Source organism: Streptomyces sp. NPDC091209, from assembly GCF_044757755.1.
In the GTDB taxonomy this organism is placed as follows: Bacteria; Actinomycetota; Actinomycetes; order Streptomycetales; family Streptomycetaceae; genus Streptomyces.
Genome location: NZ_JBIVVR010000004.1, coordinates 236,272 through 250,897, shown reverse-complemented (window position 1 = coordinate 250,897; position 14,626 = coordinate 236,272). Strand labels below are relative to the sequence as shown.

The 14,626-nt window shown below is 72.1% G+C and carries 12 protein-coding genes and 1 pseudogene; 8 read left to right on the top strand and 5 right to left on the bottom strand.

Annotation, left to right across the window (positions count from 1 at the left end):
- Positions 1–87 precede the first annotated feature (87 nt).
- Both ACIQRL_RS14000 and ACIQRL_RS13995 read right to left on the bottom strand, forming a co-directional pair.
- Complete coding sequence (locus ACIQRL_RS14000; RefSeq protein ID WP_401331742.1) at positions 88–747, bottom strand: response regulator; 660 nt, start codon at positions 745–747, stop codon at positions 88–90.
- A gap of 1 nt (position 748) precedes the next feature.
- Complete coding sequence (locus tag ACIQRL_RS13995; RefSeq protein WP_401331223.1) at positions 749–2,023, bottom strand: sensor histidine kinase; 1,275 nt, start codon at positions 2,021–2,023, stop codon at positions 749–751.
- A 219-nt stretch (positions 2,024–2,242) separates the two neighbouring features.
- Here ACIQRL_RS13995 and ACIQRL_RS13990 point away from each other — a divergent pair, with 219 nt between their 5' ends.
- The 4 genes from ACIQRL_RS13990 to ACIQRL_RS13975 all read left to right on the top strand — a co-directional run bounded on the left by ACIQRL_RS13990 (position 2,243) and on the right by ACIQRL_RS13975 (position 6,888).
- On the top strand, positions 2,243–2,488 hold the full coding sequence (locus ACIQRL_RS13990; protein WP_401331221.1) for a hypothetical protein: 246 nt from the start codon (positions 2,243–2,245) through the stop codon (positions 2,486–2,488).
- Complete coding sequence (locus ACIQRL_RS13985) at positions 2,485–3,258, top strand: ABC transporter ATP-binding protein (protein ID WP_401331219.1); 774 nt, start codon at positions 2,485–2,487, stop codon at positions 3,256–3,258. Before ACIQRL_RS13990 ends, ACIQRL_RS13985 begins: the two co-directional genes overlap by 4 nt.
- A 3-nt stretch (positions 3,259–3,261) precedes the next feature.
- The gene (locus tag ACIQRL_RS13980; RefSeq protein WP_401331217.1) at positions 3,262–5,829 is read left to right on the top strand and encodes an FtsX-like permease family protein; all 2,568 of its coding nucleotides are present in this window, start codon (positions 3,262–3,264) and stop codon (positions 5,827–5,829) included.
- Positions 5,830–5,913: 84 nt separating this feature from the next.
- Complete coding sequence (locus ACIQRL_RS13975) at positions 5,914–6,888, top strand: CPBP family intramembrane glutamic endopeptidase (RefSeq protein WP_401331215.1); 975 nt, start codon at positions 5,914–5,916, stop codon at positions 6,886–6,888.
- A gap of 380 nt (positions 6,889–7,268) precedes the next feature.
- Here the strand turns inward: ACIQRL_RS13975 and ACIQRL_RS13970 are convergent, their stop codons facing one another.
- Both ACIQRL_RS13970 and ACIQRL_RS13965 read right to left on the bottom strand, forming a co-directional pair.
- Positions 7,269–8,489 carry a metallophosphoesterase gene (locus ACIQRL_RS13970; protein ID WP_401331213.1) on the bottom strand — a complete coding sequence of 407 codons (1,221 nt, stop codon included), beginning with the start codon at positions 8,487–8,489 and terminating at the stop codon, positions 7,269–7,271.
- Positions 8,490–8,685: 196 nt separating this feature from the next.
- The gene (locus ACIQRL_RS13965; RefSeq protein ID WP_401331741.1) at positions 8,686–9,702 is read right to left on the bottom strand and encodes an NAD(P)H-dependent glycerol-3-phosphate dehydrogenase; all 1,017 of its coding nucleotides are present in this window, start codon (positions 9,700–9,702) and stop codon (positions 8,686–8,688) included.
- Between the two features lie 271 nt (positions 9,703–9,973).
- On the opposite strand from ACIQRL_RS13965, the gene ACIQRL_RS13960 reads away from it, so the two are divergent.
- The 4 genes and pseudogenes from ACIQRL_RS13960 to ACIQRL_RS13945 all read left to right on the top strand — a co-directional run bounded on the left by ACIQRL_RS13960 (position 9,974) and on the right by ACIQRL_RS13945 (position 12,807).
- Positions 9,974–11,170 carry a PP2C family protein-serine/threonine phosphatase gene (locus tag ACIQRL_RS13960; RefSeq protein ID WP_401331740.1) on the top strand — a complete coding sequence of 399 codons (1,197 nt, stop codon included), beginning with the start codon at positions 9,974–9,976 and terminating at the stop codon, positions 11,168–11,170.
- An 83-nt stretch (positions 11,171–11,253) separates the two neighbouring features.
- A pseudogene (locus ACIQRL_RS13955) lies at positions 11,254–11,403 on the top strand (site-specific integrase); the annotation flags it as partial.
- 196 nt (positions 11,404–11,599) lie between these two features.
- Positions 11,600–12,514 (top strand): HipA family kinase, encoded by a 915-nt coding sequence (locus ACIQRL_RS13950; RefSeq protein WP_401331211.1) that lies wholly within the window; start codon positions 11,600–11,602, stop codon positions 12,512–12,514.
- Positions 12,511–12,807: a SelT/SelW/SelH family protein gene (locus tag ACIQRL_RS13945; protein ID WP_401331209.1), complete on the top strand. Its 297-nt coding sequence runs from the start codon at positions 12,511–12,513 to the stop codon at positions 12,805–12,807. The genes ACIQRL_RS13950 and ACIQRL_RS13945 overlap by 4 nt, the downstream gene beginning before the upstream one ends.
- 170 nt (positions 12,808–12,977) lie before the next feature.
- Here ACIQRL_RS13945 and aceB read toward each other — a convergent pair whose 3' ends face one another.
- Positions 12,978–14,612, bottom strand: a complete 1,635-nt coding sequence (aceB, locus tag ACIQRL_RS13940; protein WP_401331207.1) for a malate synthase A — start codon at positions 14,610–14,612, stop codon at positions 12,978–12,980.
- Positions 14,613–14,626: the final 14 nt, after the last annotated feature.

The window sequence follows — 14,626 nt, the reverse complement described above, 5'->3', positions numbered from 1 at the left end:
CGCCGTGGGAGCAGCCCGGACACGGCGTCCTGACGGCAGAAATCACCCGGAGCGGCCGGTCAGGTCGGTCGGTGGAGCCCGCTGTACTCAGGCCGGACGCCGTGGATCCTCCAGATACCGCAGGACCGCGGCGACCCGCCGGTCCACCCGGTCCGTCGGCGACAGGTCGAGTTTGGCGAAGATGCTGCGGATGTGTTTGTGGACGGCGCCCTCGGTGACGACGAGCCGTTCGGCGATGGCGGTGTTGCCGAGCCCCTCGGCCATCAGAGCGAGTACGTCCCGCTCGCGGGGACTGAGCCGGTCGAGGCGGGTGTCCTGGCGGGAGCGGGTGAAGAGCTGGCCGACGACCTCGGGGTCGATGGCGGTACCCCCGTCCGTCACGCGCCGCAACGCGTCCAGGAACTCCTCCACCCGGCCGACGCGTTCCTTGAGCAGGTAGCCGAGACCGCTCACACCGCTGGTGAGCAGCGCGGTGGCGAAGGACTGCTCGACGTACGCGGACAGCACGAGGACCGCCAGGTCGGGGCGCCGGCGCCGGGCCTCGACCGCCGCGACGATCCCCTCGTCGGTGTGGGTCGGCGGCATCCGTACGTCGAGGATGGCGACGTCCGGCTTGTGTTCGTCGATGGCCGCCAGCGCCTCGTCGGGGGTGCCCGCGGTGGCCACCACGTCGAGGCCCTCGGCGCGCAACAGCAGAGCGAGGCCCTCGCGCAGCAAGGGGTCGTCCTCGGCGATCACGATCCGCATGTCACGATCCACAGGGAAGGTCCACCTTCAGGGTTGTCGGGCCGCCGGGCGGGCTGGCCAGGGAGAGGGTGCCGTCGTGCGCCGCGATCCGGCGGCGGATGCCGGTGAGTCCGGAGCCGCCGTCCTCGTCCGCGCCGCCCCGGCCGTCGTCCTCGACGCAGAGGTGGAGGCGCCCGCCGCGGCTCCGCGCGCTGACGGTGGCGCTTGCGGCGCCGCTGTGTTTGGCGATGTTGGTCAGGGCCTCGGCCACGATGAAGTAGGCGGTCGCCTCGACGGAGGCGGCACACCGTTCGGGTACCGCCACGTCGATCCGGCAGGGCACCGCGCATTCCGCGGCGAGCCCCGAGAGCGCGCCGGCCAGTCCGCGGTCGTCCAGCACCGGGGGCAGGATGCTCCGGGAGACCGTGCGCAGCTCCGCGAGAGCCTGCTCGGCGGCGGACTGGGCGCGTTCGAGGAGCTCGTCGGCGCCCGCCGGGTCGCGGGCCACCATGCGGCGGGCGGCGCCGAGCAGGACGGTGACGGAGACGATCCGGTTCTGGGTGCCGTCGTGCAGGGAGCGCTCGATGCGGCGCAGTTCGGTGGCGTGGGCGTCCAGGGCGGCGGCACGGGTGGCGGTGAGTTCGGCGACGCGGAGCGACAGATCCATTTCGGGCCCGGCCGCGAGGAGCAGGCGTCCGGGCCGGGCCTGGGAACGGGCCATGCCGGGGCCGAGCCCCAGGATGATGGCGATCCAGCCCACGCCCAGCATGACCACGGCGAGCGCCTGTGGCCAGGAGTGCGCGTGGCCGAGCCCCACGGACGTGGCGGTCGTGTCCTCGGGGAAGAGCTTCCAGTACAGCGGAAAGAGACTGTCGCGCGCGGCGGTGATCGGCAGGAGGACACCGAGGAGTCCCAGGAGGAACCCCAGGGTGGCGTGCCGGGCCAGCCAGCGCAGTTCCCGTCGGGTGGTGGGGTCGACGAGGGCGAGCCGCAGCCGTGTCGGCGGAGGTTCCGGGGCGATGACCTCGAGGCCCCGGCGGCCGAGCCGGTCGCGTTCCCGGCCGGCCAGGGCGTGCAGCGCGCTCAGGGCCCGGGGCGCCATGAGCAGTCCCACCCCGACCAGGCTCGTCACGGCGGTGACCGCCAGCCAGAGCAGCACGAGCAGCGCGAGGAAGGCCGTACCGAGCCCGGAGGCGAGTTGTGCGATCGCGGCGCCGGCCGCACTCGTGGTCCCGACGACGGTGTCCCTGAGGCCCACCCGCCCGTCACCGGCTGTCGCGTCCTGCTGGACCGCCATCCGTTCTCCCCCCTTCCGCCGTTTCGCGAACGTGCACCCGCTTCGCGAACGACCCTATGACGCCTACCAGTTCGCCGTCAGCCGAGGGGTGGAGGTACAGCCTGCTGTACCTCGAACCGGGCGGGCTGCGGGATCGGCCGGGAGGGGTGTCGATCCGTAGTTTCGGTGACGTCAGCCGGAACCCCCGGACCCACCGCTCAGCACCACGGGAGAAGCCCCATGGCGACCACCGACCCCTACCGCCTCACCAGCCCCGCCGACGGCACGCCCGAAGTGTCGTCGCCCGCCGTCACCGGCGGGGAGGTCGTCCGTACGCTGCTCTGGATCCTGGTCGTGGCCGGCGCGGTCGCCAACATGGCGGCCACCTACGCCGAAGCGGACACCTGGGTGCACCTGGCCTGTGGTGCGGTCACCCTCTTCGGCGCGGGCACGCTCGCCGTGCGCCACCTGCGGGGCCGTCGATGAACGCCGCCTTCACCCGGACCCGCCGCCCGGCGGCCACCGCGCAGGACGCGTCGACGCCGGCCATCGCCCTGGACCGGGTCGTCAAGGAGTACGCGGGAGGCGTACGCGCCCTCGACGAGGTGACGCTGACCGTGGCACGCGGCACGTTCCTCGCGGTGATGGGCCCCTCGGGTTCCGGCAAGAGCACGCTGATGCACTGCGCCGCGGGGCTGGACTCCCCGACGTCGGGCAGTGTCCGCATCGACGGCCACGAGATCGGCGGCCTGAACGAGAACCGCCGTACCGAACTGCGCCGGGAACGCGTCGGTTTCGTGTTCCAGTCGTACAACCTGATCCCCTCCCTCAGCGTCGCGGACAACATCCTGCTGCCGCTGCGACTGGCGGGCCGTACCCCGGACCACGACTGGCTGCGGGCTCTGGTGGAGCGGGTCGGTCTTGCCGACCGGCTCACCCACCGCCCGGCCGAACTCTCCGGTGGTCAGCAGCAACGGGCCGCCGTCGTAAGGGCGTTGGTGGCCAAACCGGCCGTCGTGTTCGCCGACGAGCCGACCGGCGCGCTGGACCTGCGCAGCGCCCACGAGGTCCTCGACCTGCTGCGCGACCTCGTCGACGACCTGCACCAGACGGTGGTGATGGTCACCCATGATCCGGCCGCCGCGGCCCGGGCACACCACGTGCTGGTGATGGCCGACGGCCGGGTGGTCGAGGCCCTCGAAGCGCCGACCGCCCCCGAACTGGCCCGCCGTCTCGTCGCGTTGGCGGGGGGCTGAGTCATGTTCCGTCTCGCCCTGCGGATGGCCGGACACCGGATCACCGCGCTGATCGCCGTGGCCTGCGCGGTTCTCGGCGGCGCGGCCCTGATCACCGGCACCGGCGTACTGGCCGAGTCCGGTCTGCGTTCCCATCTGCCCGTCGGCCGTCTCGGCGGCGCGGACGTCGTCGTCGCGGCCGACCAGGAGTTCCACCCGAGCGGCGACCTGCCGATCGCGCTCCCGGAACGTCGTACGGTCCCGGCCGAACTGGTCGGCGAACTCGCCGAGTTGCCGGGTGTCACCGAGGCGGTCGGCGACCTCGGCTTCCCCGCCGCCCTCGTCGACGCCCATGGACAGGTCGTACCGGCCGGGGATCCCCGGGCATCGGGCCACGGCTGGTCCTCGGTGAAGCTGCTGGACGGTGCTCAGGTCCACGGCAGCGGACCGTCCGGCTCCGGCGAGATCGCCGTGGACAGTGCCACCGCCGCCGCGGCGGGAGTGAAGGCGGGCGACCGGATCGAGGCCGTCGCGGGCGCCCGGCCCGCCGCCCGCTATCGCGTCTCGGCGGTCGTCGACGCGCCGGGGGCCGGTGTCTTCTTCGCCGACACGACGGCCGTTCGACTGTCCGGGCGGGACGGGAGAGCTGGGCGGGACGGCGACTCGCGCGCCGGGACCGTCGACCTGATCGGTCTGCGCACCGCACCCGGCTCCGAGGAGCGGGTCGCCGACGAAGTCCGTAAGAAGCTGAAGGGCGCGGGGCTCACGGGGCTGGAGACGGTCACCGGTGCCCGTCGCGGGGACCTCGTGTCGCCCGGCGCGGGCGCGAGCCGCTCCCTGCTGGTCCTCCTCGCCGGTTCGCTCGCCGGGATCATCCTGCTGATCACCGGGTTCGTCATGGCGAGCGCGCTGGCCGTGGCGATCGCCGGGCAGCGCCGCGATCTGGCGCTGATGCGGGCCGTCGGCGCGACTCCGAAGCAGATCCGGCGACTTGCCGCCGCCCAGTCCACCGTCGTCGCGGCCGTGGCCCTCGTCCCCGGTGTGGCGCTCGGCTACCTGCTGGCCGGGCAGTTCCGCGGACTGCTGGCGGACCGCGGGCTCGTTCCCGCCGAACTCCCGCTGACCATCAGCCCGTTGCCCGCCCTCGCGACGATCGTCCTGATGGCCCTGGTCGTACAGGTCTCGGCCCGGGGCTCGGCCCGGCGCACCTCCCGCATGCCGGCCACCGAGGCCGTCGCCGAGTCGCGCAGCGAGCCGCGCGATCCGTCGCGGACCCGGACGCGCATCGGCCTCCTCGTCATCGTCGCCGCCACCACCATGTCGGCCGTACCCCTCTTCTCCCGCACGGCCATCAGCGCGACGGCCACCTCCATCGCGGGCATCCTCGGTGCGATCGGCCTGGCCCTGGCCGGCCCGGCTCTCGTCCGGGGCATCGGGAACGCGGCGGCCCGGCGCACCCGCTCCGGCGTCTCCGCGCCGACCTGGCTGGCGATGGCCAACGTCCGCGCGTACGCCCTGCGCAACGCGGGAATCGTCAGCTCCCTGGCCATGGCGGTCGTGTTCGTCCTGACGTACACCCTCAGCCAGACCACCGTGCTGGCCGCCACCGCGGACGAGACCCGCACCGGCACGCTCGCCCAGCAGCGCCTCGGCGCGCCGGGCCTGGGCGGACTGCCCGACGGCACGCTCGCCGACGTACGGGACACCACCGGCGTACGGGCGGCGGCCCCGGTGAGCACGACCACGGTGGTGTGGCCGTACAAGATGTTCGGCGACACGGAGACCGAGTCCGGCTCCGCGACGATCCTCACCCCGGACGCGTCGGACGTCCTCGACCTCGGTGTACGGGCGGGGAGCCTGGACCGTCTCACCGGCGCCACGATCGCCGTGAGCAGCGATGTCGCCCGCTCGCGCGCCGCGGAAGTGGGCCATCGGGTGCGCCTCGTCCTCGGGGACGGCGCACGGGTCGACGCCGAGGTCGTCGCCGTCTACAGCCGTGGTCTCGGCTTCGGCACGGTGGTGCTGTCCCACGACCTGGCGGCCGGACACACCACGACGGGGCTCGACCAGAGCATCCTCGTCCGCACGGACGGCACGGCGACCGCCCGCCGGGCGCTGACAGACCTCGCCGCGTCCCACCCGGGTCTGGCACTGGAGGACACGAACCCCACATCCGGCGGCGGTCTGAGGGACGCCCCGCCCGAGGTGTGGATCAACCTGGCCGTCATCGTGGTCCTGCTCGTCTACCTCCTGCTGAGCATCGCCAACAAACTCGTCGCCGCCACCGCCCAGCGCCGGGTCGAACTGGGGGCGCTCCGCCTCATCGGCACCACACCCCGTCAGATCCGCGCGATGATGCGGCGCGAGGCAGCGGTGACCGCCGCCACCGCGCTCACCACGGCCCTGCTGCTGTCCGCCGTGCCCCTCGCCCTCCTGGGCCAGGGCTTCCTCGGCCGCCCCTGGCCCGCGGGCCCCGCCTGGCTGCTCCCCGCCCTCGCGCTCACCGTCACCGTCACGGCATTCCTCACCATCGAACTCCCCACCCGCCAGGCGCTGCGCACACCACCCGCCGACGCCATCCGCGCCCAGTGACGCGTGACTGGCGTGCTGAACACGTCACGTCAGCCGGCTTCCGACACAGCTCCGACAGCTTCCGACCGCTTCCGAAGGGACACCATGGTGAGCAGCATCCAAGACCCCGTCAGTATCGAGAACCGACCGGCCGACACGAGCCGCGAGGCCGGCACCGGCCTGCGGGGCAGCATCCGCCGCCGCCCCCTGACCTGGTTCTTCTCGCTGGCCTACCTGCTGAGTTGGACCGCGTGGACGCCGTACGTCCTGTCCGAGAACGGCCTGGGCGTCTGGCACTTCGCCTTCCCCGGAGGCGGCCCCGGCAGCCAGCTCTTCGGCGTCCTGCCCGGCGCCTACCTCGGCCCGATCCTGTCGGCACTCCTGGTGACCGGCACCACCGAAGGACGCCGCGGACTACGGGCCTGGCGCGGCCGGATGACCAAGTTCAAGGTCGGCTGGCGCTGGTACGCCGTGGTCCTGTTCTCGGTGCCCGCCGGGCTGACCCTCACCGCGGTCGCGCTGTCCGGCCGCGGTCCCGCGATGCCGCCCGTCGTGGTGCTGGCCGCGTTCCTGCCCGGTCTGCTCGTGCAGATGATCACCACCGGCCTCGCCGAGGAGCCCGGCTGGCGCGAGTTCGCCATGCCCCGCCTGCAGCGCCGCTACGGCCCGCTGCGCGGCACCCTCGTCGTCGGTCCGCTGTGGGGCGCCTGGCACCTCCCGCTGTTCCTGACCCAGTGGGGCAACTGGCCGCACGTGTCCTGGACCACGCCGCTGGAGTTCGTCGCCACCGCGATCGCCTTCAGCTTCGTCATGACCTGGGTGTTCAACCGCACCGGCGAGAGCCTGCCGATGGCCATGCTGCTGCACTGCGGCGTCAACAACTACATGTCCGTCGCCTGGTCCGGCATGTTCCCCACGTTGTCCCGCGAAGACGCCGCACACGCCTTCCTGCTCAGCGCCACCGCCGCGGCCCTCGTCCTGCTGATCACCACCCGCGGCCGACTGGGCTGCCCACCGGCACACGACGCCTGCGCACTGCCGGGCCGAACTGCGTCAGTGCCGCGCGTGCCCGCACCATGAGCGGCAGATGTGGGCGCTCAAGCCGACGCCTCTTGACCGTCCGGCCGCCGGGGGCGTGGAACCCGAGGTTCCGGAATTCGTCGCGCACCGACGAACGCGGGCGCGTACGGGATCCCGGCGTGGGCGTCGTGCCGATCTCTTCTTTCAGGACGGCTCAGAAGCTCCCCGCGGCGGCGTTGTCGAAGCAGCTTCCGGTTCCACCCGTGTTGTGCCTGTGCCTCAACTCACCTGTTTTGGTGCGGAGTTGGGTGGAGGTGCATTCCGATCCGCGGTTGCTGTGGCTCACGGGGCCGGGCTCCAGGCGGCCCAGCGCGGCGGCCATGTCCAGGGCGCCGACGACGAGTTCGGCGCTCCAGGCGGATGTGTCGGCCCGCCCGGTGCTACGGCGAGGTGGGCCGGTGCGGGGAGCGGAGGACGAGCAGGGTGATCTCGCTGGGGGCGAAGACGCGGAACGGCGGGCCCCAGAAGCCGGTGCCTCGGCTGGTGTAGAGGAGGGTGCGGGTGCCGTGCTGGCTGAGGCCGGCGACGGTGGGCTGGTCGATGCGGACCAGGTGGTGGAAGGGCCAGATCTGGCCGCCGTGGGTGTGGCCGGAGAGTTGGAGGTCGATGCCTTCGGCCGCCGCCCGGTCGACGAACTTGGGCTGGTGTGCCAGGAGCAGGACGGGCAGGTCGGGGTCGGCTCCGTTCAGGGCTCCCGCGAGGTGGGCGCGGTGGCCTGCCAGGCCGGAGGACTCGGCGGTGACGTCGTCCACGCCGGCGACCACGAGGGTGTCGCCGCCGCGTTCGAGCAGCAGATGGCGGTTGCGCAGCGGCTCCCAGCCCAGCTTGTCCATCAGGTCGACCCAGCCCTGGGCCTCGGTGTAGTACTCGTGGTTGCCGGTGACGTACACGCGGGCCCGGGTCGCCCGCACGGTACCGAGCGGGGCGGCCTGGGCGCGGCGGCGTTCGGCCGTGCCGTCCGCGATGTCGCCGGTGTGGCAGACCAGGTCGGCTTCCAGGGTGTTCACCGTCTCGCACACCCGTTCCGACCAGCGGGCGCGATCGAGCGGTCCGTAGTGGGTGTCGGTGATCAGGGCGACGCGGAGGCCGTCCAACCCGGCACCCAGCCGCGGGAGTTGGACGTCGAGTCGGCGCACGCGCGGCACGCGGCGGGCCTCGGCGTATCCCCAGGCGAGCAGTACGGCGGTTACGCCGAGGACGGCCCACGAGACGATTCGGGCCCGGTCCTGACTCCCGCCGACGCCGGCCAGGGTCAGGGCGAGACGCAAGAAGACGCCGAGCAGAACGGACCAGGTGAACAGAACCCAACTGGCGCCCAGCAAGCTGTCCCCGACGATCGCCGCCCGGTCCTGCTGACGCCGGCCGTGGCCGCGCCCCATCGCGAGCGGCATACCGATGAGGCCGAGGACGAACAGGGCGGTGCCGACCGGAGCGACGGGCAGCGGCCAGTGCTGGCCGGTGAACAGGAGCACCCAGCAGGGCACGGCCCACAGCAGGACGGGGGCGATCAGGGGGATGTAGCGCATCAGGCGGTGCAGTCGGCTCGGCCGCGGCGCCTGCGCTTCGCTGTCGGCGGATCGGGTGTTGCCGGCGTCGGTCACGCTTCCCCTCCCTGACCAGGCAGCAGTCTCTGACCAGGCTGCCGCCTCGCGCACTGTATCCGGTCGCCCTCGGGCCGCTCGGAGGGGCCTTCGTGAGTGCGGCCCCTTGGGGCGAAGGGCTCTCCGCGGGATGGCCCGGCCGGTCAGGATTCTGTCTTTACGGGCGGTCGATGCGCCTGCCGGTCGGCTGATGGCTTCAAGAGCCGTAGTGTTCCGGCTTCGGAGCCCGGGACAGCAGGGCCGCCGCGGCGTCTTCCACGGTGGCAGTACCGTCGATCACGGCGGCGACGACCTTGGTGATCGGCATCTCGACCCCGTGGGCCCGCGCCAGGTCCAGGATGGCCCGGCAGGACTTCACGCCTTCCGCGGTCTGGTTCGTCGCCTCGGTGGCCTCCTCGACGCTCATGCCCTGCCCGAGGTGCTCGCCGAAGGTGCGGTTGCGGGACATCGGCGAGGAACAGGTGGCGATGAGGTCGCCGGCCCCGGCGAGCCCGGAGAACGTGAGCGGGTCGGCGCCCATCGCAGCGCCGAGCCGGGCGGTCTCCGCGAGGCCGCGGGTGATGAGCAGAGCGCGGGAGTTGTCGCCCAGGCCGAGACCGGCTGCGAGACCGACGGCGAGGGCGATGACGTTCTTGGTCGCGCCGCCGAGCTCGCAGCCCGTCACATCGGTGGTCGTGTACGGGCGGAAGTAGGGGTTGTGGCAGGCCCTTTGGAGCGCGGCGGCCGCGGACTCGTCGGGGCAGGCGATGACGGAGGCGGCCGGCTGCCCGTCGGCGATCTCCCGGGCCAGGTTCGGCCCGGACAGCACGGCGATCCGCTCGACCGGGATACCCGTCACCTCGTTGATCACCTCGGACATGCGCAGCCCGGAGTATGTCTCGATGCCCTTCATCAGGCTGACGACGACCGCGTCCGGGGCGCTGTGGGGGGCCCAGTCGGCGAGGTTCTCCCGCAGCGTCTGCGCGGGGATCGACAGCACGACGTACGCCGCACCGGCGAGGGCCTCGGCCGCGCTCGTCGTCGCCCGGAGGCGGGGCGGCAGGAGGACGCCCGGCAGGTAGGACGGATTCTGATGCCGGACGTTGATCGCGTCGGCGATCTCGGGCCTCCTGGCGTGGACCACGACGTCGCTGCCCGCGTCGGCGAAGACCTTCGCCATGGCCGTTCCCCAAGATCCCGCGGAGAGGACCGCAACCCGGGCCACCCGACACACCCCCTTCACGTCGTGAGTCCTGACCCCGGTGACCTTATCCGGCCCGGCCACAGTCACTCCCGCCGAACGGGGCGACGAAGACCCCGCCTTTCGTGTCTGGCAGCTCCGAAAGGGACAGGTCACACCCCCAGCGTTCACCGAGCCGCACCGGTTGCCGCTGATCGTGGTGGTGCCCAGACCGGGATGAGGGCGGGTGGAAGGGACTGCTGCCGTGAGCGGTGGAAAGAGTGAACTTCCCCGGCTGTTGACGGCGGCGGAGACGGCGGCGCCGATGGACGCCGTCGACGTGGTCGCGGAAGACCTGCGGCGGCGTTTCGAGGCGACGAAGGTTTCCTTCCTCATCGTGGATCTGACGGGGAGGGCGGTGGCACGGCTGTCCACCGCCGGGGCGGTGGAGGGCGGGCCGGAAGCCGAGCGGATACCGATGTTCGGCAGCGTGTACGAGCAGGTGATCCGTACCCAGCGGCTGTACCAGGAGTCGACGGGCCGGGGGCAGCGTGTGATCGTACCGGTCACCAACCGGGGTGACGCCATCGGACTGCTGGAGCTGCTCCTGCCGGCCGCCCCCGGCGACGATGTCCTCGAAGCGGTCGGGGAGGCCGCCCACGTCCTGGCCTATGTCGTGATCGCCAACGGGCGCTTCACCGACTTCTACACCTGGGGCAAACGCTCCAGGCCCCCCACCCTGGCAGCGGAGATCCAGTACCAGCTGCTGCCCCCGTCACTGTCCTGCGAGGCCGCGCAGTTCACCTTGTGCGGGAATCTGGAGCCCTCCGAAGACCTCAGTGGCGACACCTTCGACTACACCCTGGACCGGGACACCCTGCACGTGTCGGTGACCGACCCGATGGGCCACGACATCGGCGCCGCTCTGGCCGCCACGGTCCTGGTGGGCGCCCTGCGCGGCGCCCGCCGCGCGGGAGCCGACCTGGCCGAGCAGGCCCGCCGGGCCGACAAGGCCCTGGCTGCCCACGGCCACGGTCACGCCACCGGGCAGCTGCTGCGCATCAACCTGCCCACCGGGCGGGCCCAGCTCGTCAACGCCGGTCATCCCTGGCCCCTGCGGGTGCGCGAGGGGGCTGCGGAGGTGATGACCTGCGAGGTGGACCAGCCGTTCGGGCTGTCCGTGCGCGTTCCGCACTCCTACCGCGTTCAGGATGTCGATCTGCGCCCCGGTGACCGTTTGCTCATGCTGACGGACGGCATGTTCGAACATCGCGGGGAGGGGGAGGAGGTCGATCTGCTCGCTCTGTCGGCGAGCACCCGTGACCTGCACCCTCGGGAGACCGTGCTGACGCTGACGTCCGCGGTCCGGGAGGCGGCCGGTGGCCCGCTTCAGGACGATGCCACCGTGATGTGTCTGGACTGGCACGGTCCCCAGGAGACCCAGCGGCACGTCAGTTCCGGAGCGGACATCCAGCAGGCCTCCGCCGGCCGCCCGAGTCAGCGGACCGCGTCCCAGGGCTGAGCGCGGGTGGGGCCGGGGACAGGACGCTGATCATCCTGTGGTGGGAGACCCGCCGTTGAACCCGAAGGCGGGCCCACCACCAGGTGGCGGATGGGCGGTGGGAAGCAGCTCCGAGGGACGGCTTCCACGTGCTGCGGCACACCTGCGCCTCGATCATGCTGGAGGCGGGGGAGTCCGTCGTGGCGCCGGCACGGTGGCTCGGGCACTCCTCCCCGGCTGTCACGCCTGGTCACTATGCTCACTTCATGCCCGAGGCCGGAGCCGAGGGCCGCACCGCCATTGACGGATCGCTGGGGAGAGAGGGAGGCGAGGACGTCAGCCGAAACTCCCCGGATCCTGCCCAGAGCTGGTCGCGGAGGATTCCCGAGGATGCGCCGTGTTGGTGCCTGTCATGGAATGTAAGGCAATCGAGTTGTGGGGCCTTGGAAGATGTTGAGAGAGGTCACCGTCACCCGCTATATCGAGCCTCTGACGTTCGGTGGCTCCGTGCCCGGGGTCGTCGAGGCCGACGACCTGGGCACCTACGTCGTGAAGTTCACCGGTGCCGCCCAGGGCCACAAGGCGCTGGTCGCCGAGATCGTCGTCGGTGAGCTGGCCCGCGCGCTCGGGCTGCGGTTCCCCGAGCTGGTCCTCGTCCACTTCGATCCGGCCGTCGGCGGGCACGAGCCCCACCAGGAGGTCCAGGACCTGCTGCGGGCCAGCGCCGGGCTCAACCTCGGCATGGACTATCTGCCGGGCGCGAAGGACTTCACCCCGGAGGTCGCGCGGACCTTCCCCGTCGACCCGCTGGAGGCGGGCCGGGTGATCTGGCTGGACGCCCTCACGGTCAACGTGGACCGCACGGTGCACAGCTCGAACCTGATGATCTGGCCCACTTTCGGCATCGCGCCGCCGCGGCTCTGGCTGATCGACCACGGCGCCGCCCTCGTCTTCCACCACCGCTGGGACGCCTCGTCGCCGGAGAAGGCGTACGACTTCCGGCGCCACGCGCTCGGCGGCCACCACCCGGACACCCGCGCGGCCGACGCCGAACTCGCGCCCCGGGTCACCGAGGAACTGCTGCGCGCGGTCCTGGCCGAGGTGCCCGACGCCTGGCTCACGGACGAGCCCGGCTTCGCGGGCCCCGACGCGGTCCGTGAGGCGTACGTCGGCTACCTCCTCGCCCGGGTCCGGGCCTCCGCGGCCTGGCTCCCGACGGACTTCCCGACCCGCGAGCGGCTCGCCGCGGAGGACGCCGAGCGCGCCCAGCGGACCCGGCGGGGGAGGCCGGACTGGCTCAAGCAGGTCCCTGACCTGCACGGCAAACCGGCGGCGGAACAGGATTGGTCGGTGCATCTCGGATGACGGACGTCCAGCGGGTCCAGATCGAGTACTGCACCCAGTGCCGCTGGCTGCCCCGCGCGGCCTGGCTGGCCCAGGAACTGCTGACCACCTTCGAGGCGGAGATCGACGAGCTGTCGCTGAAGCCCGGCACCGGCGGCGTCTTCGTCGTCCGGGTCGACGACGAGGTGATCTGGGACCGCCGCGAGCAGGGCTTCCCCGAGCCCACGGCGGTCAAGCGCCTGGTACGCGACCGAGTGGCCCCGGAGAGATCCCTGGGCCACTCGGACAGAAACGCGGACGGACCGGCGAGCTGAGACGGGACGGACCGGACGGACCGGCGAGCTGAGACCGGACGGACCGGATGGACCGGACTGCCGACCTGAGACCGCAAACACTGGAGAACCGAGAGCGGGGACGGCCGGTTTGTCGCTACCGGGGCCGCCCGGCCGGCCGCTACCGGGGCCGCCGGCCGGCCGCTACCGGGTCAGCCCCTCAACTGCTCGTACGCCGGTAGCGTCAGGAAGTCCGCGTAGTCCTCGTCCAGCGCGACCTTCAGGAGCAGGTCGTGGGCCTGCTGCCAGCGGCCGGCCGCGAAGGCCTCCTCGCCGATCTCGGCGCGGATGTCCGTGAGTTCCCGCGCGGCGATCTCGCGGGCCAGCTCCGGGGTGGCCGCCACGGTCCGGCCGTCGTGCTCGAAGACGACACCGGCGTTGATCCACTGCCAGATCTGCGAGCGCGAGATCTCGGCGGTGGCGGCGTCCTCCATGAGGTTGAAGATGGCGACCGCGCCGAGCCCGCGCAGCCAGGCCTCGATGTAACGGATGCCGACCTGAACGGCGTTGACCAGACCGTCGTACGTCGGCCGGGCGTCGAGCGAGTCGACGGCGATGAGGTCGCCGGGCGCGACCGACACGTCCTCGCGCAGCCGCTCCTTCTGGTTCGGCCGGTCACCGAGGACGGCGTCGAAGGAGGCCATCGCGATCGGGACGAGGTCCGGGTGGGCCACCCACGAACCGTCGAAGCCGTCGCCCGCCTCACGGTCCTTGTCGGCCTTGACCTTCTCGAAGGCGACCTTGTTGACCTCTTCGTCGCGCCGCGAGGGGATGAACGCGGCCATGCCGCCGATCGCGTGCGCGCCGCGCCTGTGGCAGGTGCGGACGAGGAGTTCGGTGTACGCGCGCATGAACGGGGCGGTCATCGTCACCGCGTTGCGGTCCGGCAGGACGAACTTGGCTCCCCCGTCACGGAAGTTCTTGACGATGGAGAACAGGTAGTCCCAGCGGCCCGCGTTCAACCCGGCCGCGTGCTCGCGGAGTTCGTAGAGGATCTCGTCCATCTCGTACGCGGCCGTGATCGTCTCGATCAGGACGGTCGCGCGGACCGTGCCCTGCGGGATGCCGACGTAGTCCTGCGCGAAGACGAACACGTCGTTCCACAGGCGGGCTTCGAGGTGGGACTCCGTCTTCGGCAGGTAGAAGTACGGGCCCTTGCCGAGGTCGATCAGCCGCTGGGCGTTGTGGAAGAAGTACAGGCCGAAGTCGACCAGCGCTCCGGGCACGGGCGTTCCGTCGGTGGCGACGAGGTGACGCTCGTTCAGATGCCAGCCGCGCGGCCGCATCACGACGGTGGCGAGTTCGCCCTCCGGCCTGAGGGCGTACGACTTGCCGGAGCCCGGGTCGGTGAAGTCGATGCTGCGGGTGTACGCGTCCATCAGGTTGAGCTGACCGGTGACCACGTTCTCCCAGGTGGGAGCGGAGGCGTCCTCGAAGTCCGCGAGCCAGACCCTGGCGCCCGAGTTGAGGGCGTTGATCGTCATCTTGCGGTCGGTGGGGCCGGTGATCTCGACCCGGCGGTCGTTCAGCGCGGCCGGAGCGGGGGCCACCTTCCAGGAGTCGTCCGCACGGATCGCCGCGGTCTCCGGGAGGAAGTCGAGCGTGGAGGTGCGGGCGATCTCGGCACGGCGCTCCGCGCGGCGGGCGAGGAGCTCGTCACGCCGGGGGGTGAACAGCCGGTGCAGCTCGGCCACGAAGGCGAGGGCCGCGTCGGTCAGGACCTCCTCCTGCCGGGGCAGGGGCTCGGCGTCGACGATGGCCAGCGGGGACGGCGCTGGTGCGGACATGAGCTGTCACTTCC

Coding starts and splice junctions, on each gene's coding strand:
- aceB (WP_401331207.1), bottom strand. CDS start 14,612: ATGTCCGCACCAGCGCCGTCCCCGCTGGCCATCGTCGACGCCGAGCCC.
- ACIQRL_RS13980 (WP_401331217.1), top strand. CDS start 3,262: ATGTTCCGTCTCGCCCTGCGGATGGCCGGACACCGGATCACCGCGCTG.
- ACIQRL_RS13960 (WP_401331740.1), top strand. CDS start 9,974: ATGGACGCCGTCGACGTGGTCGCGGAAGACCTGCGGCGGCGTTTCGAG.
- ACIQRL_RS13975 (WP_401331215.1), top strand. CDS start 5,914: ATGGTGAGCAGCATCCAAGACCCCGTCAGTATCGAGAACCGACCGGCC.
- ACIQRL_RS14000 (WP_401331742.1), bottom strand. CDS start 747: ATGCGGATCGTGATCGCCGAGGACGACCCCTTGCTGCGCGAGGGCCTC.
- ACIQRL_RS13945 (WP_401331209.1), top strand. CDS start 12,511: ATGACGGACGTCCAGCGGGTCCAGATCGAGTACTGCACCCAGTGCCGC.
- ACIQRL_RS13950 (WP_401331211.1), top strand. CDS start 11,600: ATGTTGAGAGAGGTCACCGTCACCCGCTATATCGAGCCTCTGACGTTC.
- ACIQRL_RS13985 (WP_401331219.1), top strand. CDS start 2,485: ATGAACGCCGCCTTCACCCGGACCCGCCGCCCGGCGGCCACCGCGCAG.
- ACIQRL_RS13995 (WP_401331223.1), bottom strand. CDS start 2,023: ATGGCGGTCCAGCAGGACGCGACAGCCGGTGACGGGCGGGTGGGCCTC.
- ACIQRL_RS13990 (WP_401331221.1), top strand. CDS start 2,243: ATGGCGACCACCGACCCCTACCGCCTCACCAGCCCCGCCGACGGCACG.